Genomic DNA, 20691 nt, shown 5'->3' with positions numbered 1-20691 from the left:
AAATCTGTTAAACCATTCTAATGGTGTTAAATTCGGAGAAGGAGTATGTTTCATGAAGGGAATTCAACTTGTATTTAAAGATTGGAAAGCGATGTGGCACCATAAACATGGACGTATCGCTTTAATTTTTTTATTAATCGTTCCGTTAATTTATTCAGGATTCTTTTTAGCTGGATATTGGGATCCGTACGGAAAATTAGATAAATTACCTGTTGCGGTTGTGAATTTAGATAAAGGTGCTGCGATGGATGAGAAAACAATTCATGCAGGAGACGATTTTGTAAAAAATTTAAAGGAGAATAAAGAACTGGCTTTTCATTTCGTATCAGAAAAAAATGCTGATGAAGGGCTAAAAGAAGATAAGTACTATATGGTTGTTACGATTCCAGCTGATTTCTCTAAAAAGGTAAGTACACTTATGGATGAGAAACCAGAACCAGCACAATTGCAGTACAAAGTAAATCCGGGTAAAAACTTTGTAGCAGCGCAAATTGGAACGACAGCTGTTGAAAATATGAAAACAAAAATTTCAAATAGTATTACGAAATCTTATACAGAAGGTGTGTTTTCAAAGTTTCAAGACTTAGCACAAGGGTTGAGTGATGCAAGTAATGGTGCTGGGAAGTTACATGAAGGAACGACAGATGCAAGAAATGGGGCAGATCAGCTTGCAGATGGTATTCATCGTTTAAGTGACGGGACATCAAAAGTGAAAGAGGGAAGTGAAAAACTTGCTTCTAGCAAATCAGCCTTAACTGACGGAGCGAATGAGCTAAGTCAAGGAGCAACTTCACTTCATAGCGGTATGGAGTTATTAGCACAAGGTGAAAAAACGTTACAATCAGGGGTTAGTGAATTAAGTGCTGGTACAAATGAATGGGTGAGCGGAAGTGAGAAGCTTGCTGAAGGCCAAGTAAAAGCGGATGGTGCAGCTAATAGTATAAAACAACAATTAGAAGAGTACGTGAAAAATCATCCAGAAGTGCAGCAAGATCCCGCTTTTCAAAAAATTGTTGCTACGTCTGATGGACTAGCTAAAGCAACAAGTATTTTAAATAATAGCCAACAACAATTAACACAAGGTGCGCAGAAGCTTGCAAATGGTCAGCATAAGGTTGAAGAAGGTATGAATACATTCGGAGTTAAGTTAAATGAAGCTACTGCTGGAACGAAAAAAATAGCAGATGGTGCTACAAATTTAGCTAGTGGATTTACGAAATGGGGAGCTGGATTTACATCATTACAAGAAGGTGTAAATCAACTTGCGAGTGGCGGAACAGAGCTGAATCATGGTGCTGATCAGTTAACGAACGGACTTGTTAAACTTGATGATGGTGCGAAAGAACTTTCTAGGAAATTAGGAGAGGGCGCAGAGAAGATAGCGGATATTCGTAATGATGATGCACGCAATACGATGTTCTCAGAGCCAGTTCAGTTAGTGAAGTCAACAGTTTCTGACGTGCCTAATTACGGTTCAGGTATTGCACCATATTTCTTATCGCTTGCATTTTATGTTGGCGGAATTATGGCATCGAATATTTTACCGCTTGGTCGCAGACAAAATATGAAGGTAAGCGGAACGGTACATTTTATTAATAAACTAGGATTGGTATATTTAATTGGACTTATTCAAGCGCTACTCGTAGATGTAGTTGTGCTAGGTGTTATGAAATTAGAAGTCGCAAGTGTGCCACTTTTTGTTTTATCAAGTATTGTTATTTCCTTTACGTTCATGACATTTATTCTTATGCTAGTAACAGTATTTGGTCTTGTTGGAAAGTTCTTAGCGGTAACCCTTCTTGTCCTGCAATTAGCGACGAGCGGAGGTACTTTCCCAGGAGAATTAAATATAGCTGTTCTTAGTAAAATTGGACAATTTCTCCCAATGTCTCATTCTCTTAGAGGATTACAAGATGTTATTTCTTTAGGAGATTGGTCGCAATTACAAATGCAAATTTTAATATTGTTATGTTATCTCGTTGTTGCCGGTGGAATTGCTTGGATTACGAGTCATATACAGCATAGAGAAACGAATGTAGAACAAGTTTCTTAAGATGAAATAAGCTATCCGATTTTTTCGGATAGCTTATTTTTTATTTACGTTCCATTACTGCAAAGTAATTATTTTCATTATCAGCAAAGTTGAATGCTCTACCAGTAGGTAAATCTACAACCTGTCCAACTGTGACATTTTTCTCAGAAAGATCTTTATATAGACGGTCTAAGTCATTTGAGAAGAACATAAGTGAAGGTGTATTTAGGTTTAGTTCAGGTTGCATCTTCGCGATTAACGCTTTATCGTGAAGGACGATGCTTGTTCCTGCTTCTTTCGCCGGTGCAATTTCAATCCAGCGGAATCCGTTTCCGTTATTTTCTTCCGCAATGATTTGGAACCCTACTTTTTCTGTCCAAAATTGTACTGTTTCGTCTTGGTTATTTACATATAGCATAATTTGTCCAACTTGATTAATCATAGGTGTCTCTCGCTTTCTTTTTATATGCGTATTATTATATCAAATATATGGCTTGAATAGTTTTTTATGATTTTTTCGGAATACAACCTTCGTCCATTTCACCTTTGTTGTAGGAGAAGGCCCTGTAATCCAAATATGAAATGGTATTGTGCTACAAATGACCATTGTTGAAATAGAGATAATGGCCGTTAACACAAATAGTAATAGGGTATATAATATAGTATTTTCTTGCAGCGTGAATAAGGAAAGAAGTTTTGTACATAGTTGCAAGAAGAATAAATGAGCTAAATAAGCACCATACGTGTAATTTCCAATGAAACGTAACGTTTTATATAAGAAACCACGACGCTGTACTATCATAATAGATAACACATACAGTATGATAATTTCGCATACGATATATAAAAACATAGATGGTTTTAAATAGGTAGAAACAGTTAAATGAATAGAGTTTGCTCCGTAAAAACTAAACAACTCATAATTGATGAATAAAAATAAGATGAAAAATAATATTGTTATAAGCGGGATATGTTTCATGACGAATAGCCGCCAAGTTTTTAGTGCTACAGCGGCGATGCCGCCCATAACGAAATAGAATGAGTAGAATAGAAATGATCGATCTGTATAATGTAAAATTGTTGAACTTGTTAATTTTTCTCCATTAAAAATATAGTGAGAAGAGAACCACATTAATAGAAAATATAGGCAAGCGAAAAAGGTCATATATTTATATATGTCTTTTTTATTTTCTGTTCGTTTTTGAAACCAATAAAAAAGTGTGCATAGTAAAGGGAACAATAAGTGAATTTGGAACATCATAATAACGTACCAAAGATGGGGCGCGGCTGTTCCGAGTAATAAACTTTTTATTCCACTTTGTAACGTAATAAGATCATTTGTTGTTAATAAGTAAAGAATAGACCAAAAGAAATAAGGAATGAGTAAGTGTGTCGCTTTTTCAGAAATATATTCTTTATATACTAATTGCTTCGTATAGTGACGAATTAAGTGAAATCCAACGATAAATATGAATGCTGGTGCTGAGAATTTTGCAAGATTAAATAGCATGCCCATAATGAGGGATTGCTCAAGTAAGACATTTCCTTGCTTCATTGTATATAATAACGAACTTTGCAAAACGACAGCGAGAAATGCAATGCTTTGCAAAACTTTAAATTCAGGTGCGCTTTGTGTCATCGTGTTCATCTCCTTTTCCATACATGATTATAGTACGGAGAATGGATAATGGATGTGGAATATTTGTGAAGATTGTAACAAATTTGTGGCGAGAGGAGCTATCAACTTATCAACAAATAACGAAAGAAAGAGGATGCTCTAAACGAGCATCCTCTTTCTATTAAGCAAATTTGTTTTTGATCCAATTCTTACCTTCTACAAGGCGAGCTGTCATTACCGCACAAGCGTTATCTGCTGTTACGTTTAACATCGTTGCAGGTGGATCAATGATTGTACTAATTGCTGCGATAATTGGCAGTGCTTCTGGCGGGAAACCGTATAGAGATACAATTAACATTTCACCGATCATACCGCCGCCGGGAATAGCACCCATTACTGTTCCTACTAATAGAGAAACAACAAGTGCGATTGCTAATGTTTTCGGTCCTTCGAATTCCATGTTGAAAATACCGAATAAGAAAGCAATTTTTAATACGCCACCTAAAACAGAGCCGTCTTTATGAAGTGTAGAACCAAGAAGGACAACTGTTTCACGAACGTCTGAAGAAATACCCATTTTCTTCGTTGCTTCTAAGTTCGCTGGAATACTTGCGGCACTACTACAAGTTGCAAGTGATGTAACTGTAGGAGAGACCATGTTCTTCCAAAATACTTGTACACCTTGTTTGCGACCTGCAAGGTATGCATAGAATGTGAAGAATACAAAGAAATAAATTAGAGAAGCAGGATAGTATACCATTGCTGCTCGGAAGTAAGTTCCAAGAAGTTGTGGTCCGAATTCGCCAACTAATGCTGCGAAGTAAGCAGCAAGTCCGATTGGAGCGTAGTACATAATGAAAGATACAACCTTCATTGAAATCTCTGCACCAGCTTGTAGGAATGTAGCGAATGGCTTTCCTTTTTCGCCAACTGCTGAAGTTGCAATCCCCATTAAGATAGAGAAGAAAATAAGAGCTAACATATTTTCACGAGATAGTAACTTCGAGAAGTCAGATACTGTTAAAATACCGACGATTTGATCTGCAACACTAACAGCTTTGCCGGCTTTGTCAGGTTGTGTTAGTTCTAGTACAACACCTTGTGCTGGCGGGAATACTTTCACGACAATAATCATAAAAATAGCAGCTAAAATACTTGTAAATAAGAAAGTCCCAGCCATACTAGACATAATTTTACCGAAACGTTTTAATCCATCCATATTAGCAATAGACGATGCGATGCTAAAGAACACTAGAGGTACAACAATCGTAAACATTAAGTTTAAGAAAATGTCACCAAGCGGCTTTAAAGCAACTGCATCGGCACCCATGAAATAACCAATGAAACCACCAATTAGGATAGAAGATAATAAAATAAGTGGAAAGCGATATGCCTTCATAAATATATCCTCCTATCAATTAAAAAAAGTCATACTGAATCATTATAGCGAGTTAGAGTTCTCTTTACTAGGAGAATACGGATAGATGGAATAGCGCGAAAACCAAGAAATTTTTGTTTTTAAGCTCGGCATACAGCAGGAAATCTAGACATATATATTTGTAACCTAGTGGTGGCAAGGAGTGCACCATAATTTAGGTAGAGAAAAAAGGGGAGGGAAGCAGAATGAATATTTTACTTTGCTGTGCAGCGGGAATGTCTTCCAGTTTGATTGTTACAAAGATGGAGAAAGCAGCAGAGACAAGAGGGATAGAAGTAACAATCTGGGCAGTATCAGGTTCTGAAGTGAATAGTCATATTGATAAAGCTGATGTCCTTTTACTTGGACCGCAAGTACGTTATTTATTACCGAAAATGAAAGAATTATGTAAGGATAAAGGGATACCTGTTGATGTCATTCAATCTGTTCATTACGGACTTTGTAATGGAGAAGCTATCTTGCAAGCAGCTTTGTCAATGAAACCATGAGGAGAGTGGGATAGATGATACGGTTTTTAGAGAAGTATGTGATGCCGGTAGCAGGGAAGGTTGCAGAGCAGAGGCATTTACAAGCAATTCGAGATGGAATTATTTTAACGATGCCTTTCTTAATTATTGGATCGTTTTTCCTCATTATTAGTGCACTGCCGATACCCGGATATAACGAGTTTATGGCAGGTTTGTTTGGTGAGAATTGGCAGAGAGCTTTAGGGTATCCAGTTAGTGCAACTTTTAATATAATGGCTTTAATAGCTGTTTTTGGAATCGCTTACAGGCTTGGAGAGTATTATAAAGTGGATGCTTTAGCATCCGGGGCATTGTCGCTTGTGACGTTTTTACTTGCGACGCCATTTCAAGTTGCATATATTATACCAAGTACAAAAGAAAGTGTACTTGTAGAAGGCGCTATCCCAGCTGCATTAATGGGAAGCCAAGGGTTATTTGTAGCAATGATTATTGCACTTATATCTACTGAACTGTATCGATTTATTGTACAAAAAAAGATAATTATAAAGATGCCAGAGACAGTTCCACCAGCTGTCACGCGTTCATTTGCGGCACTTGTTCCAGGATTTATTGTTGTAACAGTTATTTGGATTTTACGCTTAATTATAGAAAATACTTCTTTTGGCAGTATCCATAATATTGTAGGACAAATTTTACAGGAACCACTTAGTGTACTTGGTGCTAGTCTTTGGGGCGCAATAATAGCAGTTATTCTCGTTCATGTTCTTTGGTCGTGTGGAATTCATGGTGCTACTATTGTTGGTGGTGTAATGAGCCCCGTTTGGTTGTCGTTAATGGATCAAAACCGAGTCGCTTTTCAAGCTGGGCAAGATGTACCAAATACGATTACGGCACAGTTTTTTGACTTATGGATTTATATGGGCGGTTCTGGTGCAACGCTTGCTCTAGTTGTCGGAATGTTACTATTTGCACGAAGTCAACAATTAAAAAGTTTAGGGAGATTGTCAATTGCACCTGGTATATTTAATATTAATGAGATGGTAACTTTTGGTATGCCGATTGTAATGAACCCACTTTTACTAATTCCATTCATATTAGTTCCAGTTGTGTTAACAATTGTTTCTTACTTTGCAATGGAATGGGGATGGGTCGCACGTCCGAGTGGGGCCGCTGTACCTTGGACGACACCTATTCTTTTTAGTGGATATTTAGGATCGGGCGGGAAAATTTCAGGTGTTATTTTGCAACTTGTTAACTTTGCGCTAGCATTCTTCATTTATTTACCGTTCTTAAAAATATGGGATAAACAAAAACTGGCGGAAGAAAAGGGGGAGTAAAGAACTAAAATGGATACGATAGAGACGAAAGCTTTTCATTTAATCTTGCATGGGGGAAACGCGAGAAGTTGTTCAATGGAAGCAATTGATTGTGCGAAGCGTGGGGAGTTTACAGAAGCTGAAGCTAAATTACAAGAAGCACTAGAGGAATTAAAAGAGGCGCACCGTGTACAAACGGAGCTTATCCAGAAAGAAGCTGGTGGCGAGAAGACCGAAGTTACTCTTTTAATGGTACACGCGCAAGATCATTTAATGAATGCAATTACGGTGAAAGAATTAGCGAGTGAGTTTGTAGAGTTATATAGGAAGATGTCGGTGGATGAATGAACCTTGCTTATGCAAGGTTTTTTTATCTCGAATTAACGGGCAGTAAAACACCCACTAATTAAAATTTCATTTTATGTATGTGCCTGTACCATCAGCGAAATGTTCATCCCACTGATGGTATTTTACAATCCTCCTTTTTTCGGATGAGTAAGAGTTATAATTAATCGGCAGTAACAATTTCTCCTATACCACGAATTAATCTTTTTATATGCATCCGCTCCGGTTTTAATATATTTACGATATAATCAATCGATATTTGTGGTTCAACGGTTGTACCGCAAGTAAAACAGTCAATAGCTGCAAAATTTTGTTCCGGGTAAGTGTGAATGGAAAGATGGCTTTCTGATAATAACACTAATACAGTAACACCATATGGCTGGAACTCTTTTTTACTTACGTTTAAAACATGGGCACCAGAGTAATCTGCAGCTGTAACTAGATGATATTCTAAAAATTGCATATCATCTAATAGGGAAAAGTCCACTCCCCACAAATCTACTATTATATGCTTGCCAAAAGTAGAATATTCCATAGGGTAGCACTCCTTACTATAATATTGTCAAAACTTCATTTCCTGTTTGTAGCATTGATGTAAGATAAGATTTGATTCTGAATTTAAAAGAGCGAGGTTACGTTGTTCTAGATGTTCTTCTTTAAATTGAAATAAAGGAAAAAGAAGAGCAGGCAATGTTCGAGGAGTTGGTACTACATATAATTGTTCAATTTGATCGAGTACATGTGCAGAATTAGTAGCAAGATGAAATCCCCAGTCAGTTCCGAAAGAAGGAACGATTGTATGATAGCTTTTTACAGTTAATCCAGCGTGTTCAATTGTACTACCGATACTCCAATATACTAGAGGTGCATCAGCAGGTGAATTAGATTGACAGACGAAAGCACCATCTTCTGTTAAGAATGTAGCTATACGAGCAAATAGTTCGCTTGTATATAAAGTACTTAATAATTCTGTCGCTGGGTCTGGAAAATCAATAATGATTACATCGTATAAAGATGAAGGTGAATTTAGAAATTCTTTTGCATCGCATACGTGCACGTTCACACGATTATCAAAAAAAGCATTTTTGTTTAAAGATACTATTTCTGGAACATTACGTGCCATATTAATCATTGCCTCGTCTAAATCAACAAGGTCTACATGTAGCACAGCTTCATATTTCAAAACTTCTCGTAAGGCAAGGCCATCGCCACCACCTAATATGAGAACACGTTTTGGATCAATTACTTTTGCCATAATCGGATGTACAAGTGCTTCATGATAAATTTGCTCATCAACGGAACTGAATTGTAGTTGCTTGTCCAAGTATAAGCGAACATCGTTTACTTGGACTAAATTAATATTTTGATAATTACTCTTTTCTTCAAATAGGCTCGTATGTTCACCAGCTTGTATTTCCTTTAGAGAAATTTCATCCCACACATCTAAGCTGTGTGAATCTGTAGGTACTATAATTACATTTTCCGATTGTACTTGCTTATCTTGCTTATTCTGCTCATCCTGTTTGTCCTGTTTATCTTGTTTGTCCTGTTTATCTTGTTTGTCCTGTATATCATGCTTGTCCTGCTGTTCTAGTTCAAATTTGTCAGAGTCTAATTCAGAACGCTTGTCTTTTTTATAGCTTGTTATTCTATAAATCTTTATTTTGCTTTGTTTTCTATGTTTTGGCATAGGAATCCCCTTTCGAATTGTGTTATTTTATTCTATTTTATTTTATGTAATCTAGTAGAGTATGCTTGGACAATAGAATAGATAGAAGACTGAGCTCAAGAAAATGTTGTTTTTTACTAGATTTTTACGATAAAAAATTTTTTTAGTGTTTTTTCATATTAAACATAACTAGACAACTAAACACTAATCTATTTTCATACAGTTATGTGTTAAAAGCGTGTTGTTTTATAACACACTGTGTGTTTTTTAGACGACACACTAATTGAAAGCGTTAACACACAAAGAAAATGCTCGGAAAAGCACTGATTTTAGTGGTTTTAAAAAGTTGGCACGCTAATTGCATTAATAAATAGCGTAAAGAAAAATAAATAAATATAAATTTTTTATACTACACAAGGGGGATTTTCAAATGAATATTTTATTATGTTGCTCAGCGGGGATGTCTACAAGTTTACTAGTTACAAAAATGGAAGCGGCTGCAAAAGCTCGCGGTTTAGAAGGCAAGATTTGGGCTGTATCTGGGGATGCAGTAAAAACGAATATCGATCAAGCAGATGTATTATTACTAGGACCACAAGTTCGTTACATGCTTTCTTCAATGAAAACGCTTGCTGATGAGAAAAACGTTGGAATCGACGTTATCAATCCAATGCACTACGGCATGATGAATGGAGAAGCAGTTTTAGATCACGCATTAACACTTAAAAAATAATTAGGGGGGAAGCGAAATGCAAAAGTTTATTGCATTTATGGAGAAATATTTAGTTCCAGTCGCAGGTAGAATTGGATCGCAGCGCCACTTAGTTGCAATCCGTGACGGATTTATCGCAGTTATGCCTCTTATTTTAGTTGGATCATTTGCAGTACTTATAAATAACTTACCAATTGATGCTTTCCAAAACTTTATGAAGGGCACATTTGGTGACGCTTGGAAAGATGTCGGTGGCGGTATGTGGACTGGTTCCTTTGCTATACTCGCCCTCATAGTCGCAGTTGGGATAAGTTACAATTTAGCGAAATCTTACGGCGTCGATGCGTTGTCAGCAGCAATCATTACATTCGGTGCATTAATTATTATTTCTCCGACAACGCCAAAAGAAGGCGGTATTGATTTAGCGTGGACAGGGGCACAAGGTCTATTCGTTTCCATTATAGTGGCTCTTCTTGTAACAGAAGTGTTTAGATTCTTTGTTCAAAGGGATATTACAATTAAAATGCCAGATGGTGTTCCACCGGCAGTAATGAAATCATTCGCAGCGTTAGTTCCAGCATTCGTTATTTTGATTGTAACAGCAGGTATTCAATTAGCTGTGAAACTTGCGGGAACAAGCATTCATAAAATGGTATTTGAAACAATTCAATTACCATTACAAGGTTTAGCGGGTACATTACCAAGTGCAATTATTATCGCGTTACTTATTCACGTATTATGGTTCTTCGGATTACATGGTCCAAATATTATTGGGGGGATTATTGACCCAATCTATTTACCAGCATTAGAGAAAAATATGAAATTATTTAATGATGGTATGTCTGCATATGACGTACCGCATATCTTCACAAAACCATTCTTTGATGTATACGTATATATCGGGGGATCGGGTGCAACGTTAGCGTTCTTAGTGGCAGTAATGCTTGTAGCGAAAAGTGCGCAGCTTCGCGGTGTAGGCCGTGTATCTATCGGTCCTGGTTTCTTTAATATTAACGAACCAGTTATTTTTGGTACGCCAATTGTATTAAACCCAACGTTAATTATCCCATTCGTACTTACACCGGTTGTATTAGTTATTACTTCTTATACAGCAATCACTTTAGGATGGGTACCAAAAACAGTTGCGTTAGTTCCATGGACAATGCCACCAATCTTTAGTGGTTATCTTGTATCGGGCGGAAGCATCGCTGGTGCAGCACTACAAGTGGTGAACTTTGCAATCGCGGTAGTAATTTACTATCCATTCGTATTAATGTGTGACCGTACTTATGTACAGGCTGCAAAAGCTGAAACAAAAGGAAGCGACAATTCAGTATCACTTTAAAAAATATTATTCTGGCGAGTTCCTATAGCTCGTCAGAATAATTACCTTTATATCATGTTCAAAAAGATGAAAAACATCTATATGAACACTAAACTATCATTAATAAATTCATACTTTAATAGACATGTTCAAACTGAAGGGGTATTTAAATCGGTTGAACCTTATAGAGAGGGCGGTAATTATGATGACTACAGCAGAACAAATTCCATTCCAATTGATTTTAAATAGTGGTAACGCACGAAGCTTTGCGATGGAGGCACTTCAATTTGCCAAACAGGGGAAAATGGCAGAAGCAGATGAAGCGATGGTAAAGGCAAAAGAAGCGATTAATGAAGCGCATCATTTCCAAACAGAGCTCATACAATCAGAAGCAAGAGGAGAAAAAACAGAGGTTAGTGTTCTTTTAATTCACGCACAAGATCATTTAATGAATGCGATTACAGTGAAAGAATTAGCAGCAGAGTTTATCGATCTTTATAAAAAGCTTGAAGCGAAAGGGGAATAAAGCATGACTGGAATTAAAATTGCTACAATCGGCGGTGGATCTAGTTATACACCAGAGTTAATTGAAGGATTTATTAAGCGTTATGATGAGCTTCCTGTTCGTGAAATTTGGTTAGTAGATATTGAGGCAGGAAAAGAAAAGTTAGAAATTGTTGGTAACTTAGCGAAACGTATGGTGAAAAAATCAGGCTTACCAATCGAGGTACATTTAACACTTGATCGCCGTGAAGCATTAAAAGATGCTGACTTCGTAACAACACAACTTCGCGTTGGTTTATTAGAAGCACGTGCAAAAGATGAAGCAATTCCGTTAAAGTATGATGTAATCGGTCAGGAAACGAATGGTCCTGGTGGTTTATTCAAAGCGTTGAGAACGATTCCTGTTATTTTAGATATTTGTAAGGATATGGAGGAGCTCTGTCCGAATGCATGGTTAATTAACTTTGCAAATCCAGCTGGTATGGTAACAGAGGCTGTCCTTCGTTATACAAATATTCAAAGAGTAGTTGGTCTATGTAACGTTCCAATCGGAATTCGTATGGGTCTTGCAAGATTACTTGAAGTAGATGCGAGTCGTGTTCACGTTGATTTCGCAGGTTTAAATCATATGGTATACGGACTAGATGTATACTTAGATGGTGTAAGTGTAATGGACCGTGTGTTAGAGCTTGTGACAGATCCAGAAAAACAAATTACGATGGAAAATATCGCAGCGCTTAACTGGGAGCCAGACTTTATTCGAGGACTTCGTGCGATTCCATGTCCATACCATCGTTATTACTACAAAACACGTGAAATGTTAGAAGAAGAGAAAGAAGCTTCTGTTGAAAAAGGTACACGTGCAGAAGTAGTAAAACAATTAGAAAATGATTTATTTGAGTTATATAAAGACCCGAACTTAGATATTAAACCACCACAATTAGAAAAACGTGGCGGAGCTTATTATAGTGATGCAGCATGTAGCTTAATTACGTCTATTTACAATAATAAAGGTGATATCCAGCCTGTTAATACACGAAACAACGGAACAATTGCAAGCTTACCACATGATTCAGCTGTTGAAGTGAACTGTATTATTACGAAAGAAGGCCCAAAACCAATTGCAGTTGGAGACCTTCCAGTACCAGTTCGCGGTTTAGTACAACAAATTAAATCATTCGAGCGCACAACAATTGAAGCTGCTGTTACAGGGGATTATCATAAGGCGCTGCTTGCTATGACAATCAATCCACTTGTACCATCAGATAAAGTTGCAAAACAAATTTTAGATGAAATGTTGGAAGCACATAAAGAGTATCTTCCACAGTTCTTTAAAAAGGTAGAGAAGTAAAAGCGGCGCTATTTAGCCCGCTTTTTTTATTCTATTAGGAGGTATTATGATGATTAAGTTAATTGTAAATGCAGATGATTTCGGTCTTACAGAAGGTACAAATTACGGCATTATTGATGGGCATATAAATGGACTTGTAAATTCAACGACGATGATGATGAATATGCCAGGAACAGAGCATGCGGTACGCTTAGCGAAAGAGTACAACCTACTCGGAGTAGGCGTACATCTCGTATTAACGGCAGGAGAACCACTGTTAAAGGATGTACCGTCACTCGTAGGGGAAAACGGATCGTTTCATAAACAAAGTGTTGTAAGGGAAGGGAATATAAATCCAGAAGAAGTTGAGAGAGAATGGACTGCTCAAATTGAGAAGTTTTTATCTTACGGATTAACACCAACTCATTTAGATAGTCATCATCATGTGCATGGTTTACCGATTTTACATGATGTTCTTGAGAGATTAGCGGCTAAATATAATGTTCCGATTCGTCGTTGTGAGGAAGATAGAGCGGTGCATCCATTTTCTGATGTGTTTTACAGTGACTTTTATGCGGATGGTGTGACGGAAGATTACTTTGTGAAGTTAAAAGAAAGAGTACAAGGTGAACAAACGGTAGAAATTATGGTTCATCCAGCTTATATTGATCCAGAGCTTGTGAAGCGTTCTTCTTACGTAATGGATCGTGTGAAGGAATTGCGTATTTTAACAGAGAGTGAGTTGCCAGAAGGCATAGAGCTTGTGACGTTTTAATAGAAAAAACGACGGCTACATCATGCCGTCGTTTTTTCTATTTATAAAATGGACAGAATATATCCGCCAAAGGCTCCCAGTATAACGATAACCCAAGGTGGTGTTTTCCAAAAAGCTAGTAAGCAAAAAAGAAGCGAAGCGAAAACGAAATCTGAAGCATTTATAACTGTACTCGTCCAAATAGGATCGTAAAAAGCGGCAATTAAAATACCAACAACTGCGGCGTTAACACCAAGTAGTGCGCCTTGTATGAATGATATTTTTCTCACACTGTTCCAAAATGGTAAAACACCAATAACGAGTAAGAAAGCAGGGAGGAAAATCGCAATTGTTGCGAGTGTTGCCCCAAGCGTCCCGTTTAATACTGCTCCTATATAAGAGGCGAATGTAAATAGTGGTCCTGGTACTGCTTGTGTTAATCCGTATCCAGCTAGGAACTGTTCTTTCGTCATCATTCCGTTTTGTACGAACTCACCTTCAAGAAGGGGCAGCACGACGTGTCCTCCTCCAAATACAAGTGCGCCAGAGCGATAGAAACTATCAAATAAAGCGATGTAATAAGAAAACGGTCTTAATATCGGTAGCAGTAGTAATAGTCCAAAGAATAAGACGAGACAAGAAACTGCTATCTTTTTTGAAATAGGTACTTTTATATTTTGAGATTGGCTAATTGGTTGGTTGCGATATAAAAACCAACCGATAAAGCCACATATTATAATAAGGATGACTTGTGTCCAACTACTTGGCCATAATAAGGCAATTGCGGCAGTTACAATCGCAATCGTCGCACGGTTGCGATCTGGAGTTAACTTTCGCGCCATTCCCCATATGGCATGAGCGACAATAGCTACTGCTACAAGTTTTAGTCCATGAATCCAGCCAGCACTTCCAAGATCGAACTGATTAAGGAATGAGGCGAAGAAAACTAAAACAAGGACAGACGGTAAAGTGAATCCAATCCATGAAATAATAGCTCCTAATAGTCCGCCTCTTAATAATCCAACCCCCATACCGACTTGACTGCTGGCAGGACCAGGAAGGAATTGACATAGCGCTACTAAATCTCCATAGCTTCGTTCATCCATCCATTTTCTTTTTTGCACGTATTCGTGGTGAAAATAGCCGAGATGAGCGACAGGACCGCCGAATGAAGTAAGTCCTAATTTAAATGAGACGAGAAAAATCTCTAATAATGTGTGAAAGATGTGTTTGTTTTTTTTCAAAATAACCTCCTATAATGTTTTTCTATGTGCATTATACAAGAGACTTTCAATCTACAGGAACGATTTTAATGTAAAGATTTTGTGAATCTTTTCTTTGTAATTAAAATTGAAAAAGTCATAAATGATTATGTCTAAACCATAAAGTAGTAGAAGTAGTGCTGGGAAATTTATATAAGGAGAATGCCTTATGACAACACATTTCTTTGCCAGGTTAACAGGTAAGAGGGAAGTGCCTCCTGTAAATACAGAAGCTTTTGGGGTAGCAGAGTTTATTTTTAGTGATGATTTAACGAAATTGCATTACAGAGTAATACTAAAAAATATAGAAAAGGTTACATCGTGTCAAATTCATTTAGGGAAGTCTACTCAAATTGGTCCTGTTGTTTTATATTTGTATGGTCCACTGGGGCAAGGGATTAGTTTGAACGAGGGAAGTATTACTGGTGTAGTGAATGTAGAGGATTTTGAGGGACCTTTACAAGGGAAATCATTTGTACATTTACTTCAAGAAATTATTCAAGCAAATGTATATGTTAATGTCCATACGAAATCACAAAAAAGAGGAGAAATAAGAGGGCGAGTTAGAAAAGTAAAGAAGTAGAGGAAAAGGCTGTCCATATGTTGGAACAGCCTTTTCTCATTATATAAGGTGCTAGTTTTAGCGATTATTGTCGGTAAATCGATATGTTTTGAAAATCGCTGGTATAATCTGAGTTGCGCCGATATAACTCACGTTACGGTCGATATTTTTAAAAACGGCCTCAATTAATTTTTAACAGGCTGATTTTTAATAAAGAAGTCCATAACGTAAAATACTTCGTCATCAGGTATTTGTATTTCAAATGTATTTTCAATCGGTTGCAATGCTTTTTTTACTTTCATATACATCCAGTATTCATCTTGTCTTCTTTTCTCTTTATCAGGGTGAGGAAGAAGGCTTTCTCCTTTTTGAAGACGGTCAACCATACAGCTCATATGCAGAATAACCCCCATTAAGCTATCAGGAGTTAGCTGTAAGGAAATTAATTCTTGAATTGTATTTAATGCGTAACGAATTGTTTTAATAAGTAATGCCCCATCGTTACGCTGCATTTGTTGTTCAAGAATATCCGCCATTTTTGCATATGTTTCTTCATACGTAATTAATTCTTGAATGGGCTGAATCGCTGTGTAGTTTACGATGTCTTGGAAATGATATGTTAAGCACGGCACTTGCACATCGAAATTCGTGACGATACAAATGATATTACGCTCTTTTTTTATGTTCTCGATCATTTTCGTTAAATCTTTTTCATGGACGATACTAATCGGAATAATTTCAATTAAGTCTTTATCAAATCGTAAATAGTTCTCTAACATTTTTTGAATAGCTAAAGCACTTCCTTCACCAGTTAAACAAGCTGTTAAAATAACAGATTTCATTGGAGAGAGAGGTTTTTTCTTTTCTTCTTGTACGTTTAAGTAAAACGGTGTTAAATTTTTTACTGTTTCATACAGCGCATCTAATGAATAACCGAGCTGAGCTTTTCGAGCTGCTTCTAGTGCATGTGGTGTGCTCGTCATCGAGAGAACACGTACAGGGATTTTGAACTCCGTTTCTAATATGTCACCGATATAAGCAAGTGACCCCATATCGACAAGTAAGAGAAGCCCATTTACATTTTGTAGTGTTTTCATATACACTTTCACACGTTCCAAGAAATCTTTCGGTGATTCGTGTAACGGCATATCAATACCGGTTACTTCCTCAATGCCGAGAAGTTCGTTTGCAACGTTTGCCATTTCAGTTGCGATACCATTACCGTGTGCTAATATTAATACTTTTACTTCTGTTTGTGAGGCAGGAATTGGATCAACAACGAAGAACATTGTTAAAAAGCCAGCTTCATCAATAGGCATTGTTATTTGTAATTCTTCCTCCAGTAGTTGAATGCATTGCATAGCTACGGAAAAAGCTTCTTTATATTTCGTACGAATTTGATTTAATTGTGGGTGATGTATTTGTTTTCCACTTTGTAAACGTTGTAGAGTTGTCTGTACATGTAAACTTAAAGCAAGAAATACTTTTTCATCAAACGTCTTAGATAAATGCTTTTCAGCAAGTTCCGCTATTTTTTCACATACGGAAACGATATTACGATCCACAATTTTAAAAACATTTTCATGGCTTGTTTTTTTGGATATTTGGTTAAAATATTGTACGAAAAAGCTTTGAACATCATTTTCTATTAGTAATTCTAATTCTTCCTCTTCAATACCACGTGCTTGAAGTTCTTCGTATTTATAGTCAATATAATCGTAAATAGAAGAGCGTTTTTCATCTTCTGTTTTATGATTACTCCAACCTTCCTCACCTGTAAATACAAATGTTTCATTTGGTATTTGGTATAAGTGACGGCTCTTCCTTTCAATGAACAACCCTTCTTTCATATACCAAGGTAAATCTGTACTTGAAACATAGACAGAATCACGTTTCTTTGTGACCAAATCAGAATAGGCTTTCGCACAGGCAATTTGAACATCTGTTTTTAATTGACCGATGTTATTGGGACAATTGTAAAAGACGAAAGCACGCATTGCATTTGGGCTAACGTGAATGTCTTTTCGCAGACGAATTGCTTCATTTGTGAAAAATAGCTGTAGTAAAGCAAAGCGCTCTTTATGTGTACGCTCACGAAGTGGTGGCAGCGTAACAGTCATCGGTATACGTCTTGTAAATGTTTTTAATAAAAATGAATTTGGTTCTTCTGTTGTTGCAGTAATGATTAATACTTGTGCTTTACGTTCGTTCTCTGTTTCTCCAAGGCGGCGGTATACTCCGCGGTCAATAAAGGTGAAAAGCATTTCTTGTCCCTCTGGAGGCAGGCGATGTACTTCATCTAAGAAAAGAATTCCTTCATGTGCTTTTTCAATTAACCCTTTTTGATCACTTGCTCCTGTATAAGCTCCTTTTTTAATCCCAAATAATTGCCCGAGTAGTAACTGTGGATTATTTGCATAATCAGCACAGTTAAAGACGATAAATGGTGCATCTTTGGGAAGCTGTTCAACTTCAATTGCATATTCGTGCATTAAAGAAGCAAACATAGACTTTCCGACCCCTGTTTCTCCCAGTAGTAAAGTATGCATACCGTTTGGAGGATAGAGAATAGAAGCTTTCGCTTTTTCAATTGCAATTTTAAGGCTCGTATTTTCAATTGCAAATGTATCCAATGAAGTTATGTCTTTTGAATGCGTTTCCAACGAAGTGTTCGTTTCTATGTAAAAACGAACAGGTCGCGTATTTGTTTTTAATAAACGTTTATCCTTTACAAGTTTGTTTAAATCGCTACTTACATTGGCGCGATCTAGTTGCAGAAATGTAGCGAGTTCTGATGCGGTTACACCTTCTGTATAATTGCCTTTTTGTATTGCGTTAAAAATGAGATCTATTCGTTTCATTTCTATTCACCTCGAAACTTCATCACTATTTAAAATTTTACACAAAAATGGGAAGGGTGGGAAGAGAAAAATAAAACAGCTTTAGCACATAGGCACTAAAGCTGTTACAATCTTGTGTCTTTCCAAAAATTTACCTTGAGATGAGAAGAAGGATTATAGGGAAGAAGTTTGTATCCTTGTGACTGTAAATAATCAATTACTTTTGGCAGTATTTGTACGGTTACACTCGAATCATGCATTAAAATGACTTCGACTTGTTCATCACTTTGATTACGTACTCTTTCGAGTATGGCAGAAGGATTGTCATAGCTTTTCCAGTCGTATGTATCGATCGTCCAATCCCACATTTTATACTGGGCCGATACAAGTGCGTCACGGTAATTCTTTTTTAAGTAAGGCATACTACCATATGGAACGCGAACGAGATGTGTATTTAATTTCGTAACTTGCTGGACAATGCTTTGTGTTTGCTCCATTTCTGCAATTAAAGTGGAAGGGTCACCAGTGTAAAGGCGTTTTACATCGTGTGACATACTGTGAAGTCCGATATAATGTCCGTCTTTAATTAATCGTTGCATTGTCTTTTTATAATGTGGTACTTTTCCACCAATAACAAAGAAAGTTGCTTTTCCGTTCTTTTCTTTTAAGATGTTTAAAATTTGTGTAGTATATTTGTTTGGCCCATCATCAAATGTTAAGTACGCAATTTTTTGTGTAGGAGAAGTTGTTTCAGTATTTGGATGATATTCAGCAGGAATAACAGTTGTTGCTTCAGTATTAGATGATACGTACATAGTAATCGTTAAAAATAAAATAATACATTGAAATACTCGCTTGATCATAACATTCACCCTCAGTTTGACAATCAAGATGTAAAAAAGAAAACTTGATACTTTTCTTATTATGTATATCTTTCTCCAATAGAGGAACTCTCAAACAATCTATATTTTGGAAATATAAAATGAGAATAAAAAATAGCATCCTCTTATAAAAAAGAGGATGCTATTTGAATATTTCATAATTGAAAAGGCTATACTACAATTAGTCTTCGCGTTTTTTCACTTTTTTATAAAAGGAAATGATTGGTTTGTAGCGTTCATGTACAAGCCCGATTATTTCAGCGATGATTTCTGTGAAGAAAATCAAAGCGAAAAGAAGAATAATGGATAGCCATAACGTTGCACTAGTGAAAATAATGGCATTTACACTAAAGAAAATACCGAATGCGTATATAATTAGTACCGTTTTGCGATGAGAGAATCCCATTGCAAGTAAGCGGTGATGTAAATGCGATTTATCTGGTGCTGAAATAGGTTTTTTATTTACGATACGACGGATGATTGCAAAGATCGTATCAAATATAGGTACACCTAAAATGATAATTGGAACGATAAAACTGAATAACGTTACACTTTTGTATAATCCAAGTAACGATATAACAGAAATACAGTATCCTAAAAATAGTGCTCCTGTATCTCCCATGAAAATTTTTGCTGGATGGAAGTTGTAGAATAAAAATCCAATTGTACTTGCTAATATAATTAATGCGAGTGGCAAGATAATAGCTGTTCCAGTACCCCATGGGCTAGTGAAGGCCATATATGCTAGCGTTGCAAGTACGATAGATGAAATCCCAGCAGATAATCCATCTAAGCCGTCAATTAAGTTGATTGCATTTGTAATACCTACAAGCCAAAATACTGTAATTGGATAAGCAAGCCATCCAAGTTCAGTATCCCCAAGGAATGGGATATATAATACTTGCACTAATAATCCACTTTTTACAATCATAATGGCAACTAACAGTTGTCCACCGAATTTTACTCTCGCAGATAACTCGTACATATCATCTAAAATTCCGATGATTACAATGATAATCGCACCTAGCGTTATCGATAACATTCTTTGCTCATATAAGCCGCCGACAACAAATCCTACAGCTACACCAATAAATATTGCTAACCCGCCAAGACGTGGCATAATCTTTTGGTGCACTTTACGTGCGTTTGGCTTATCTGTCGCTCCTATTTTAAAAGCTAATTTAATAACTAAAGGAGTAACGACGAGTACAGTGATGAAAGATGCCAAAATGGCATAAATCACTTGTGAGTCCATTAATACCCCACCCTTTATAGTCTAACGTAATTTTTTTTTTGAAAATATATTTATCTGAAAATTATGATGTTTATTTACAGGCTCATAACATATGGTATCACAAAAAGATTAGAATTCAATCTTTTTTTCTTTTTACGGTTAATGGAAGCGAATAGAATATATGACAATTGTATATAGAATGTTGAATCATATAAGAAGGTTAATCGTACTGGACTTCGGAATGTGACATTTTCTCTTTTTCTTCGATAGTGAATACTTTTATTTCAGTATTATAAGTGTTGCACGTAGAAATGAGTAAGTCTCGTGTTAAAATGTGGGAATTTATTACGCGTAAACTGGCAGCCTCATTCTTACTGATTAAGTTTTACTTTATAGTGCATTT

General features: G+C 36.6%; 19 protein-coding genes. 10 read left to right on the top strand and 9 right to left on the bottom strand.

The genetic code is table 11. The features are described from left to right. Positions 1-52 precede the first annotated feature (52 nt). Positions 53-2053, top strand: coding sequence for a YhgE/Pip domain-containing protein (locus tag DN399_RS25675; protein ID WP_000676364.1), 2001 nt, complete (start codon positions 53-55; stop codon positions 2051-2053). A gap of 40 nt (positions 2054-2093) precedes the next feature. On the opposite strand, the gene DN399_RS25670 is transcribed toward DN399_RS25675, so the two are convergent. From DN399_RS25670 to DN399_RS25660, 3 genes are all read right to left on the bottom strand, one after another. Continuing rightward, on the bottom strand, positions 2094-2474 hold the full coding sequence (locus DN399_RS25670; protein ID WP_000610162.1) for a VOC family protein: 381 nt from the start codon (positions 2472-2474) through the stop codon (positions 2094-2096). A gap of 39 nt (positions 2475-2513) precedes the next feature. After that, on the bottom strand, positions 2514-3671 hold the full coding sequence (locus DN399_RS25665; RefSeq protein ID WP_000194290.1) for an acyltransferase: 1158 nt from the start codon (positions 3669-3671) through the stop codon (positions 2514-2516). Positions 3672-3831: 160 nt separating this feature from the next. Continuing rightward, positions 3832-5049 carry a dicarboxylate/amino acid:cation symporter gene (locus tag DN399_RS25660; RefSeq protein ID WP_000649376.1) on the bottom strand — a complete coding sequence of 406 codons (1218 nt, stop codon included), beginning with the start codon at positions 5047-5049 and terminating at the stop codon, positions 3832-3834. Between the two features lie 224 nt (positions 5050-5273). On the opposite strand from DN399_RS25660, the gene DN399_RS25655 reads away from it, so the two are divergent. The 3 genes from DN399_RS25655 to DN399_RS25645 are packed head-to-tail and all read left to right on the top strand — an operon-like array spanning position 5274 to position 7219. Continuing rightward, on the top strand, positions 5274-5576 hold the full coding sequence (locus tag DN399_RS25655; protein WP_001023557.1) for a PTS sugar transporter subunit IIB: 303 nt from the start codon (positions 5274-5276) through the stop codon (positions 5574-5576). A 14-nt stretch (positions 5577-5590) separates the two neighbouring features. Continuing rightward, a complete protein-coding gene (celB, locus tag DN399_RS25650) occupies positions 5591-6892 on the top strand; it encodes a PTS cellobiose transporter subunit IIC (RefSeq protein ID WP_000617789.1) in 1302 nt (433 codons plus the stop codon). 9 nt (positions 6893-6901) lie between these two features. Next, a complete protein-coding gene (locus tag DN399_RS25645; RefSeq protein ID WP_000379645.1) occupies positions 6902-7219 on the top strand; it encodes a PTS sugar transporter subunit IIA in 318 nt (105 codons plus the stop codon). 160 nt (positions 7220-7379) lie between these two features. On the opposite strand, the gene speD is transcribed toward DN399_RS25645, so the two are convergent. After that, positions 7380-7751 carry an adenosylmethionine decarboxylase gene (speD, locus tag DN399_RS25640; RefSeq protein ID WP_088361723.1) on the bottom strand — a complete coding sequence of 124 codons (372 nt, stop codon included), beginning with the start codon at positions 7749-7751 and terminating at the stop codon, positions 7380-7382. 27 nt (positions 7752-7778) lie between these two features. Beyond that, positions 7779-8906, bottom strand: coding sequence for a polyamine aminopropyltransferase (locus tag DN399_RS25635; RefSeq protein WP_149150050.1), 1128 nt, complete (start codon positions 8904-8906; stop codon positions 7779-7781). Positions 8907-9315: 409 nt separating this feature from the next. On the opposite strand from DN399_RS25635, the gene DN399_RS25630 reads away from it, so the two are divergent. The 5 genes from DN399_RS25630 (at position 9316) to chbG (ending at position 13530) form a co-directional block, all read left to right on the top strand. Further along, on the top strand, positions 9316-9618 hold the full coding sequence (locus DN399_RS25630; protein ID WP_001023567.1) for a PTS sugar transporter subunit IIB: 303 nt from the start codon (positions 9316-9318) through the stop codon (positions 9616-9618). 16 nt (positions 9619-9634) lie between these two features. After that, on the top strand, positions 9635-10942 hold the full coding sequence (gene celB / locus DN399_RS25625; RefSeq protein ID WP_001168848.1) for a PTS cellobiose transporter subunit IIC: 1308 nt from the start codon (positions 9635-9637) through the stop codon (positions 10940-10942). Positions 10943-11123: 181 nt separating this feature from the next. After that, entirely contained in the window at positions 11124-11447 is a 324-nt protein-coding gene (locus DN399_RS25620) for a PTS lactose/cellobiose transporter subunit IIA (protein WP_000989055.1), read from the top strand. Positions 11448-11450: 3 nt separating this feature from the next. Then, positions 11451-12776, top strand: a complete 1326-nt coding sequence (celF, locus tag DN399_RS25615; RefSeq protein WP_000145762.1) for a 6-phospho-beta-glucosidase — start codon at positions 11451-11453, stop codon at positions 12774-12776. Between the two features lie 49 nt (positions 12777-12825). Beyond that, positions 12826-13530 (top strand): chitin disaccharide deacetylase, encoded by a 705-nt coding sequence (gene chbG, locus DN399_RS25610; RefSeq protein ID WP_149150049.1) that lies wholly within the window; start codon positions 12826-12828, stop codon positions 13528-13530. Between the two features lie 41 nt (positions 13531-13571). Here the strand turns inward: chbG and DN399_RS25605 are convergent, their stop codons facing one another. Continuing rightward, positions 13572-14753: a chromate transporter gene (locus DN399_RS25605; protein WP_000739648.1), complete on the bottom strand. Its 1182-nt coding sequence runs from the start codon at positions 14751-14753 to the stop codon at positions 13572-13574. A gap of 187 nt (positions 14754-14940) precedes the next feature. Between DN399_RS25605 and exsM the strand changes: the two genes are divergently transcribed. Continuing rightward, on the top strand, positions 14941-15354 hold the full coding sequence (gene exsM, locus DN399_RS25600) for an exosporium regulatory protein ExsM (protein ID WP_105434354.1): 414 nt from the start codon (positions 14941-14943) through the stop codon (positions 15352-15354). A 164-nt stretch (positions 15355-15518) separates the two neighbouring features. Here exsM and DN399_RS25595 read toward each other — a convergent pair whose 3' ends face one another. From DN399_RS25595 to DN399_RS25585, 3 genes are all read right to left on the bottom strand, one after another. After that, positions 15519-18194 carry a sigma-54-dependent transcriptional regulator gene (locus tag DN399_RS25595; RefSeq protein ID WP_000820967.1) on the bottom strand — a complete coding sequence of 892 codons (2676 nt, stop codon included), beginning with the start codon at positions 18192-18194 and terminating at the stop codon, positions 15519-15521. 104 nt (positions 18195-18298) lie between these two features. Next, on the bottom strand, positions 18299-19036 hold the full coding sequence (locus tag DN399_RS25590; RefSeq protein ID WP_000597149.1) for a polysaccharide deacetylase family protein: 738 nt from the start codon (positions 19034-19036) through the stop codon (positions 18299-18301). 199 nt (positions 19037-19235) lie between these two features. Continuing rightward, a complete protein-coding gene (locus DN399_RS25585) occupies positions 19236-20309 on the bottom strand; it encodes a UDP-N-acetylglucosamine--undecaprenyl-phosphate N-acetylglucosaminephosphotransferase TagO (protein ID WP_000378319.1) in 1074 nt (357 codons plus the stop codon). Between the last annotated feature and the right edge of the window lie 382 nt (positions 20310-20691).

This window comes from Bacillus sp. AR4-2 (assembly GCF_008274865.1).
In the GTDB taxonomy this organism is placed as follows: Bacteria; Bacillota; Bacilli; order Bacillales; family Bacillaceae_G; genus Bacillus_A; species Bacillus_A cereus.
Note: the sequence above shows the minus strand (reverse complement) of the source record. Positions and strands in the feature narration are given on the sequence as shown.

Excerpts from the sequence above, each read along its gene's own strand:
- DN399_RS25675 (WP_000676364.1), top strand. The coding sequence starts at position 53 with ATGAAGGGAATTCAACTTGTATTTAAAGATTGGAAAGCGATGTGGCAC.
- DN399_RS25670 (WP_000610162.1), bottom strand. The coding sequence starts at position 2,474 with ATGATTAATCAAGTTGGACAAATTATGCTATATGTAAATAACCAAGAC.
- DN399_RS25665 (WP_000194290.1), bottom strand. The coding sequence starts at position 3,671 with ATGACACAAAGCGCACCTGAATTTAAAGTTTTGCAAAGCATTGCATTT.
- DN399_RS25660 (WP_000649376.1), bottom strand. The coding sequence starts at position 5,049 with ATGAAGGCATATCGCTTTCCACTTATTTTATTATCTTCTATCCTAATT.
- DN399_RS25655 (WP_001023557.1), top strand. The coding sequence starts at position 5,274 with ATGAATATTTTACTTTGCTGTGCAGCGGGAATGTCTTCCAGTTTGATT.
- celB (WP_000617789.1), top strand. The coding sequence starts at position 5,591 with ATGATACGGTTTTTAGAGAAGTATGTGATGCCGGTAGCAGGGAAGGTT.
- DN399_RS25645 (WP_000379645.1), top strand. The coding sequence starts at position 6,902 with ATGGATACGATAGAGACGAAAGCTTTTCATTTAATCTTGCATGGGGGA.
- speD (WP_088361723.1), bottom strand. The coding sequence starts at position 7,751 with ATGGAATATTCTACTTTTGGCAAGCATATAATAGTAGATTTGTGGGGA.
- DN399_RS25635 (WP_149150050.1), bottom strand. The coding sequence starts at position 8,906 with ATGCCAAAACATAGAAAACAAAGCAAAATAAAGATTTATAGAATAACA.
- DN399_RS25630 (WP_001023567.1), top strand. The coding sequence starts at position 9,316 with ATGAATATTTTATTATGTTGCTCAGCGGGGATGTCTACAAGTTTACTA.
- celB (WP_001168848.1), top strand. The coding sequence starts at position 9,635 with ATGCAAAAGTTTATTGCATTTATGGAGAAATATTTAGTTCCAGTCGCA.
- DN399_RS25620 (WP_000989055.1), top strand. The coding sequence starts at position 11,124 with ATGATGACTACAGCAGAACAAATTCCATTCCAATTGATTTTAAATAGT.
- celF (WP_000145762.1), top strand. The coding sequence starts at position 11,451 with ATGACTGGAATTAAAATTGCTACAATCGGCGGTGGATCTAGTTATACA.
- chbG (WP_149150049.1), top strand. The coding sequence starts at position 12,826 with ATGATTAAGTTAATTGTAAATGCAGATGATTTCGGTCTTACAGAAGGT.
- exsM (WP_105434354.1), top strand. The coding sequence starts at position 14,941 with ATGACAACACATTTCTTTGCCAGGTTAACAGGTAAGAGGGAAGTGCCT.
- DN399_RS25595 (WP_000820967.1), bottom strand. The coding sequence starts at position 18,194 with ATGAAACGAATAGATCTCATTTTTAACGCAATACAAAAAGGCAATTAT.
- DN399_RS25590 (WP_000597149.1), bottom strand. The coding sequence starts at position 19,036 with ATGATCAAGCGAGTATTTCAATGTATTATTTTATTTTTAACGATTACT.
- DN399_RS25585 (WP_000378319.1), bottom strand. The coding sequence starts at position 20,309 with ATGGACTCACAAGTGATTTATGCCATTTTGGCATCTTTCATCACTGTA.